The organism is Algoriphagus sp. (genome assembly GCF_024642405.1).
In the GTDB taxonomy this organism is placed as follows: Bacteria; Bacteroidota; Bacteroidia; order Cytophagales; family Cyclobacteriaceae; genus Algoriphagus.
This window is the reverse complement of the sequence record NZ_JAHEBC010000205.1, coordinates 1-6,865: the sequence shown is the minus strand read 5'-3', so window position 1 is coordinate 6,865 and position 6,865 is coordinate 1. Positions and strand designations below refer to the sequence as shown.

Annotated in this window: 7 protein-coding genes; 2 read left to right on the top strand and 5 right to left on the bottom strand. The window is 38.1% G+C overall.

Annotation, left to right across the window (positions count from 1 at the left end; translation table 11 throughout):
• A partial coding sequence (locus Q0L68_RS14060) for a DUF4403 family protein (RefSeq protein ID WP_296704367.1) occupies positions 1 to 674 on the top strand: 674 nt, incomplete at its 5' end.
• Positions 675 to 712: 38 nt separating this feature from the next.
• Here Q0L68_RS14060 and Q0L68_RS14055 read toward each other — a convergent pair.
• From Q0L68_RS14055 to Q0L68_RS14040, 4 genes are all read right to left on the bottom strand, one after another.
• Positions 713 to 1,201: a HEAT repeat domain-containing protein gene (locus Q0L68_RS14055; RefSeq protein WP_296704364.1), complete on the bottom strand. Its 489-nt coding sequence runs from the start codon at positions 1,199 to 1,201 to the stop codon at positions 713 to 715.
• Positions 1,202 to 1,220: 19 nt separating this feature from the next.
• Positions 1,221 to 2,462: a hypothetical protein gene (locus tag Q0L68_RS14050; RefSeq protein ID WP_296704361.1), complete on the bottom strand. Its 1,242-nt coding sequence runs from the start codon at positions 2,460 to 2,462 to the stop codon at positions 1,221 to 1,223.
• A 126-nt stretch (positions 2,463 to 2,588) separates the two neighbouring features.
• Positions 2,589 to 3,260, bottom strand: a complete 672-nt coding sequence (locus Q0L68_RS14045; RefSeq protein WP_296704357.1) for a 3'-5' exonuclease — start codon at positions 3,258 to 3,260, stop codon at positions 2,589 to 2,591.
• Positions 3,257 to 5,203, bottom strand: a complete 1,947-nt coding sequence (locus tag Q0L68_RS14040; RefSeq protein ID WP_296704354.1) for a DUF294 nucleotidyltransferase-like domain-containing protein — start codon at positions 5,201 to 5,203, stop codon at positions 3,257 to 3,259. Before Q0L68_RS14040 ends, Q0L68_RS14045 begins: the two co-directional genes overlap by 4 nt.
• 106 nt (positions 5,204 to 5,309) lie before the next feature.
• On the opposite strand from Q0L68_RS14040, the gene Q0L68_RS14035 reads away from it, so the two are divergent.
• On the top strand, positions 5,310 to 5,483 hold the full coding sequence (locus tag Q0L68_RS14035; RefSeq protein WP_296704352.1) for a hypothetical protein: 174 nt from the start codon (positions 5,310 to 5,312) through the stop codon (positions 5,481 to 5,483).
• A 46-nt stretch (positions 5,484 to 5,529) separates the two neighbouring features.
• Here Q0L68_RS14035 and Q0L68_RS14030 read toward each other — a convergent pair.
• On the bottom strand, positions 5,530 to 6,865 hold a 1,336-nt coding region (locus tag Q0L68_RS14030; RefSeq protein ID WP_296704350.1), incomplete at its 5' end, for an acetate--CoA ligase.

Here is a 6,865-nt window from a genome sequence, read left to right as displayed (position 1 = left end):
CTGAAAACCAAAATCTAAACCTTTGGCTAGGACTGGATGGCAAAGTAAATACGCATCCTGAAAACGCAGTACCTAGCAGGGCTTTTCCTCTTCCAAAAATTACTGAAAACAAAAAATCTGAAAACTATTTAGGAATCACACTGCCTTGGTTACTCAGCTATTCTAAACTTGATCAGATTCTGGGAGAGAATCTAAATAATATTCCCATTCGAATAGATAAAAAAACCATTTTGACTCCAAGTAATATCAAAAGTCAGGCATTTGGAGAATTTCTTCAAATCACGATGGATTTTCTTGCCACGCAAACAAACGGTAAAAGCCTTGATGGGAAGCTTTATATCATCGGAAAACCAGCTTTTGATCAAGCGAGCGAAAGCCTTTATTTTACGGATATCAACTTCAAACTGGAAAGTGGAAATCTAGGAGCTCAGACAAGTGTTGGTCTTAAAAAGAGAAAAATAATTAGACAAATTGAGAATAGGGCTAACTTTCCAATTGGAGAAACTCTGAATGAAAGTATCTCCAGTATTCAGGAAAGACTGGGTTTAAAAACCGGAATAGCTGATTTGACTATTGAAAACCTAGAAGTTGGACCCGAGGCTTTCTATCCTTCTAAGAATGGACTAATAGTTCACATAAAAGCAAATGGAAAAGTAAATGTTGATTGGAAATAAAAATGGGGAAGTTTATTGCTTCCCCATAATGAATAAAATCACTTGATTTTTTTGATCAAATCTTTAGCGGAGTTCTTGATGTCATCATCAAGGAAGTTTTTAGAAATGTGATCGATTTTTGATTTCAGATTTTTCCCCAATTTCAGGTTAGAAACAGATCTCATTGCAAATTTGACCACGGAGGGATTGTTATCATCTAATGCCCTTGATAGAATTGCCTCTGCAACTTCTGGAGATCTTTTCTGGGCTCCATATGCAGCAGCAATCCGTATGGTAGAAGAACCTTTCTCCGCCGCCTTCTTTAATACATCACCGACGCTTTCGTCATCAATAAATCCAACAAGATATGCTGCCTTCATCGAGAGATTTTCATCTGTACCCTCTATAAGGTCAGAGAGAAAAGGAATTGCATCTTTTCCAAATTTTTTAGCTCCTGCTGGATAATCCAACTCATCTTGTCTCAAAAAGTCTAATACTTCCTGAGGGTCGAAGCTTTTTTTGACTGCTATTTTTCTTGATTGTGCCATAAGTTCTAAAAATTTTGGGTTATAGATTTGTACTAAGTCCACTGGATCTCATCGTACTTGATTCTCCTGATGTAAGATTTGGCGGAGGATTGGTAATATTGAAAGTACCATTTCCCGTCATCAACCGATCATTATTATTTACATGGTTTAGACCTAAAACATGTCCAAACTCATGACCCAATGTCCATCTACTTGCTGTTCTGACTACCACACATCCCGGTCTTCCGGAAGGGAAAGCTGCACATCCATTATAGCCTGGTACTGTACTATTTACAAAATAGACCACGACATCATTTGTTCCTACAAAGTTTCTATTTCCAAATAAGGTGATTTGTTCTGCAGTCACAGATCCCATAGTACAACCACCCACATCCACATCGTTGAGGGAGGGTAAATTTAAATTTTCTGTTGTCGCACAATCCACCCGAATTCCTGCGACTGCATAAACATCCTGCATTGCAGCAAATTGTTCATTTATGGTGAAAGAGGTAGGTGTGGTCAATATTTTAACATGTACACGAACGCGCTCTCTCAAAACTCTAACTCCAGCTGTAGAAGACCAATAAATACTACCATGCTGGAAATGGGAGATCCTTCCTGCACCACCAAAAACAACCAATTCATCAGAGGTGGGATATCCGAGAAAACTCCTTTCCCATCCCAAAGAAGCCCAATGAGATCGTATCGCCCCATGAACTTCATGAGCACCGGTACTCGGGCTCCAATAAATGCTCCCTCCTTGAAAATGATTATATCTTCCCACGCCATCCGGGCAGGTATTCTCATTAGTTAAAGGATATCCAAGAAAGCTCCGTTCCCAACCTAAGGAAGAGTATTTGGAACGAATGGCTCCATGAACTTCCCAAGCACCCGTTGAAGGAGACCAATAGATACTTCCTCCCTGAAAATGATTGTACCGTCCGATTCCATCTGGGGTTTTGGTTTCATCAGTTTTGGGATAACCAAGAAAACTCCGCTCCCAACCTAGGGAGCTCCATCGGGCCCTGATCAAGCCGTGGACTTCATGTGCTCCTGTAGAAGGGTGGTAATAAATCGAACCGTTTACATAATGTTGGTATGATCCTATTCCATCTGGACATTTTAAAATACCAGTCGTAGAAACGCCAAGCCAACCTCCAGATCCACCAAGTGCCCAATACTTTGCTGTGATTGGGTTTATGGGAAATGCCTGCAAATTTTTAAGCTTTTCTAAAAGCTCATTTTGCACAAGTAACTGAGGGTCTATTTTAAATTTTGACATAGAAGTGTAGTTGAAAAATGAGACAAAAAACCTATATAATATAAGCATATTTACCTGAAAATAAATGAGTTAAAAAGTTTATTTTCAGGTTTTATCAAAAATACTTCTATTATTAATTCAAGGATATTATTTATTTAAAAGTCCCCAATTATCAATACCCTTCTTTGATGCCAGCTTTAATAATTTTAGAAATAAACTCGCCGTCAGAAAGGCATCGCCTCCTGCCGTGTGCCTATCATGGGTTTTTATTTTGAATCTTTGACAAAGGAAGTCAAGCGTATATTCTTTAAAATTGATCCTATTTCGATCTACCATTAAACCATGATCAATACGGATTGCAAGTTGAGCTGTATCGATACAAGGATTTGGGAATCTTTCTAACCCTACCGGCCTCAAGGCTTTTTGAAGCATTTCTAAGTCGAATCCCAAATGATGACCTACTAAAATATTATTGCCTAAGTATTCTAATAATTGTATTGAAAAATTCTCTAGAGAAACTTTCTTTTCATTTCCCATTAAGCCATGAATAATAATGGCCTCCTTTCCTTTTTTTGTTGAATTTAAATACCACTCTACAGAGGAAGCAATCTGGATTTTCTCCCCTTGAATTTTCACTGCTCCGAAAGATAAAATATGATCTTCCGCGGGATTCAATCCAGTAGTCTCTGTATCTAAAACAACGAAGGAAAGTTGATCGAAACTTCGAATGTTTGGAATGGATTTTTTGGCTTTTTCAAGATACTCCTTTACAAAGCTTTTCTGGTTTGCTTTTTTTCGATTAAATAACCACCAGCTCATTTTAAAAAATAATCAAGTTGAAATCTTACTCTGACAATTTCCTGAAGCTCTGAAATAGGAGAAAAAGTGTTTTTTAATAGCTGCTTTTGAAGTTTTCCTAACTTTTCAGGATCTATATAGCGACCATTATTCCCTTGTTGAAGGCCTTCTAGCGCCCTCATTCTCATCAAGATCTCATAAGCTTTGCCAGCTTGAATAAATAAATCCTGATATACAGGCTCAAGTTCTGCCAGTTTTTCGAAGCGTTTAAATGTATTATTGATTTTTATAACACCATGACTGAATATCAGTAGCCTGGCTAAATCCGCCAAAGGCATCATTGCTCTAGCTTTAATATCAAACTGATCTCTATGCTCCCCTGATTTCTCTACTACAAATCCTTTAAAAAAACCCAGAGGTGCTGGATTCATATAGGCATTTTTCGCTAAGAAATTTAAAAAGAAATGCTTCTTTCCTATCTCCTCATAGATATGTTCTGTTAGCAAATCGGCAAGTAATTTCGATCCTGCTATAGGTCGGTAATCAAAGAAAATCGAAGAATTCAAAAGAGCTTCCTCTGTCGGTTTTAAAATCCAATCAGAAAAATATTCTTTCCATTTTGATAGAGGCTGCACCCATTTCGGATTACTTGCCATAATGTCACCCGGACAGGGAGAAACCCCACAGTGGATCAAAACTTCTACTATTTCAGACCCGATTTTCAGAAAGTATTCATTGGCTTTATCCTTTAAATGATCTGGGACATCATCATAAAGAATTGCATTGTCTTGGTCGGTCCTAAGTAATTGTTCCTGCCTTCCCTCACTTCCTAAAGACAAAAAGCAATATTTAACTTTTTCCAGCTCAGGATAGTCTGCAGCATGCTTTTTTTGAGCTATGATGTTTGCTTGCGTTAGTATTACATCATTTATTTCTGTCATTACTGATGCTACAAAATCCATCGCAACTTCATTCTCAAGATAGTACCTGAGCATTTGTTCGGCTCTATCCCGGATCATTTTCATTTCACCAAGGTCAAGTGTGTTCAAAAGAGCATGAATCAAAACAGCGGGACTATTTCCCATAGATAGCAAAACATCGTGATCAGAAATAATCCCACATACTGAACTGTGAATAGTCCCATCTTTTGTCAAAACCAGATGATGGAGTCTGTTTTTAATCATGCAGAGATATAAATCTGAGAATGAAGAATCACTTTTCTTCACAATTATATTCTTAGTCATCAATTGAGAAACTGGTGTGGCAAGTGAAACACCTTCGGCAACTACTCGCTTTCTTAAATCCTTATCTGTAATTATTCCTTTAGGATGATTTTGATCGTTTACAATTACAATGCTGCTTACCTCCTCAAAAGCCATTTTTTTTGCAGCTTCCTGGATATTTAGATTTTCATTTGCAGTCAAAACATTTTCAGAGATTTTAATGACCGAAGGATCCGAAAAGATTAAGAGTGAATGATCTGATGAATCATTTCTGAATACTTTTCTTGCTTTCTGGCTCTGGGAAAGATCCTGACGTACTACCACTTGCCCACTGGCAAATCCTGCGGCAAAGTATAATGCGACCCTGCTGTTTTGATTTAGTATGGATTCAAAAACTGAAACCGGAACAAAGTAAAGTAAACTATCCTCAGCTGCATGAGCATTCAATACATAAGGACGTTTTCCAAGTAAGGCTAGAACTCCAAATACATCTCCTTGATCACAATACTCAATAATATCTTCTCCGGAATCTTTTTTCTCTGTCAAAGCGAAACCACCGTCTTTAACAACAAAAAAATGAGGTTGAGCTGGTTCTCCTTGTAAAAACAAGCGCTCGTCCTTTTCAAAATATTTGATCTCCACTGAAGCGGCTACTATTTCCAATTCTTCTTTTCCCAAAAAGGAAAATGGTGGGAAGCTTTTTAAAAACTCTGCAACTCTATTGACGATCACATTGGCCATAGGTGAAATATACTAATTCCAATTCTACTCACATAAAAATGACAGGTTGGCATCTATTTTCTGCTGGCACAACTTTTGGCATATCCCTGACTTCCAGATAGTAGAAATGAAACAGATAAAGATAGTTTTTAAATTCTTCAGGAAAATTGGTTGGGCACTTATCGTCGCTTTTATGTTGGGCGTTCACAACTTTTACAAGCAAGAAATGGATTCTCCTGATTCAATAGTTTCTTCTATAGAAATAAATGCAGAGGAGGAAGATTCAGCTCTAAAGCTTTAAAAAAAAGAGCCAAGAAATGATTCTTGACCCTTTTTGGATTTGATTATTATTTCCTTCCTTCAATAATCTTGCTGACTACGTCTGGATCAAGCAAAGTACTGGTATCACCCATACTATCCAGATTGTTCTCCGCAACTTTTCTCAGGATTCTTCTCATAATCTTTCCTGACCTTGTCTTAGGTAGACCAGGTACAATTTGAATCTTATCTGGTTTAGCGATTGGACCTATGATTTTAGAAACCATTTCCTTGATTTCATTGACCAAATTATCCTCCGTCCGATTAGCCATATCGCAAATCACATATGCATAAATTCCTTGACCTTTAACATCATGCGGGTAGCCAACTACAGCGGATTCAATTACTTTTGGATGCTCATTAATCGCGTTTTCTACTTCAGCAGTTCCCATTCTATGGCCAGAAACATTGATTACATCATCTACTCGGCCTAGAATTCTATAATAACCATCGTGATCTCTTTTTACTCCATCTCCGGTAAAATACATGCCTTTGTAAGTGGAAAAATATGTTTGTTTACATCGTTCATGATCTCCGTAAGTGGTACGGATCATGGATGGCCATGGGAATTTTATACAAAGGTTGCCTTCTACTGAATTTCCTTTTAATTCATTTCCTTCTGGATCCACGATGCATAACTGCACACCCGGCAAAGGCAATGTTGCATAAGCTGGTTTAGTAGGTGTAATGCCTGCAATAGGTGAAACCATGATGCCACCTGTTTCTGTCTGCCACCAAGTATCTACGATTGGACATTTGTTCTTACCGACATGCGTGTGATACCAGTGCCATGCTTCTTCATTGATAGGTTCCCCGACAGATCCCAAGACTTTTAGAGAACTCAAATCATATCCTTGAATAGGCTCCGTTCCATAAGCTTGCAAAGCACGGATAGCGGTAGGTGCGGTATAAAACTGATTAACTTTATATTTATCGACTACTGCCCAGAATCTTCCTGCATCCGGAAAGGTAGGGACCCCTTCAAACATTAAAGTAGTAGCTCCCGCTAATAACGGACCATAAACAATGTAAGAATGACCAGTAATCCAGCCAATGTCTGCTGTGCACCAATAAACATCGCCTGGAGAATATTGAAAGACATTCTCAAAAGAATATTTAGAATAAACCATGTAACCCCCAGTGGTATGGACAACTCCTTTCGGTTTTCCTGTAGAACCAGAGGTGTATAGGATGAATAGGATATCTTCACTATCCATTTCTTCTGCTGTATTTTGGTCAGTTTCTTTGGATACGACCTCATGCCACCAGAAGTCTCTTCCTTCTTTCATAGTGACCTCTTGCTTCGTTCTTTGATAAACAATTACCGTTTCAACTGAACTCTTTTCCAATGCTTCATCAACTACA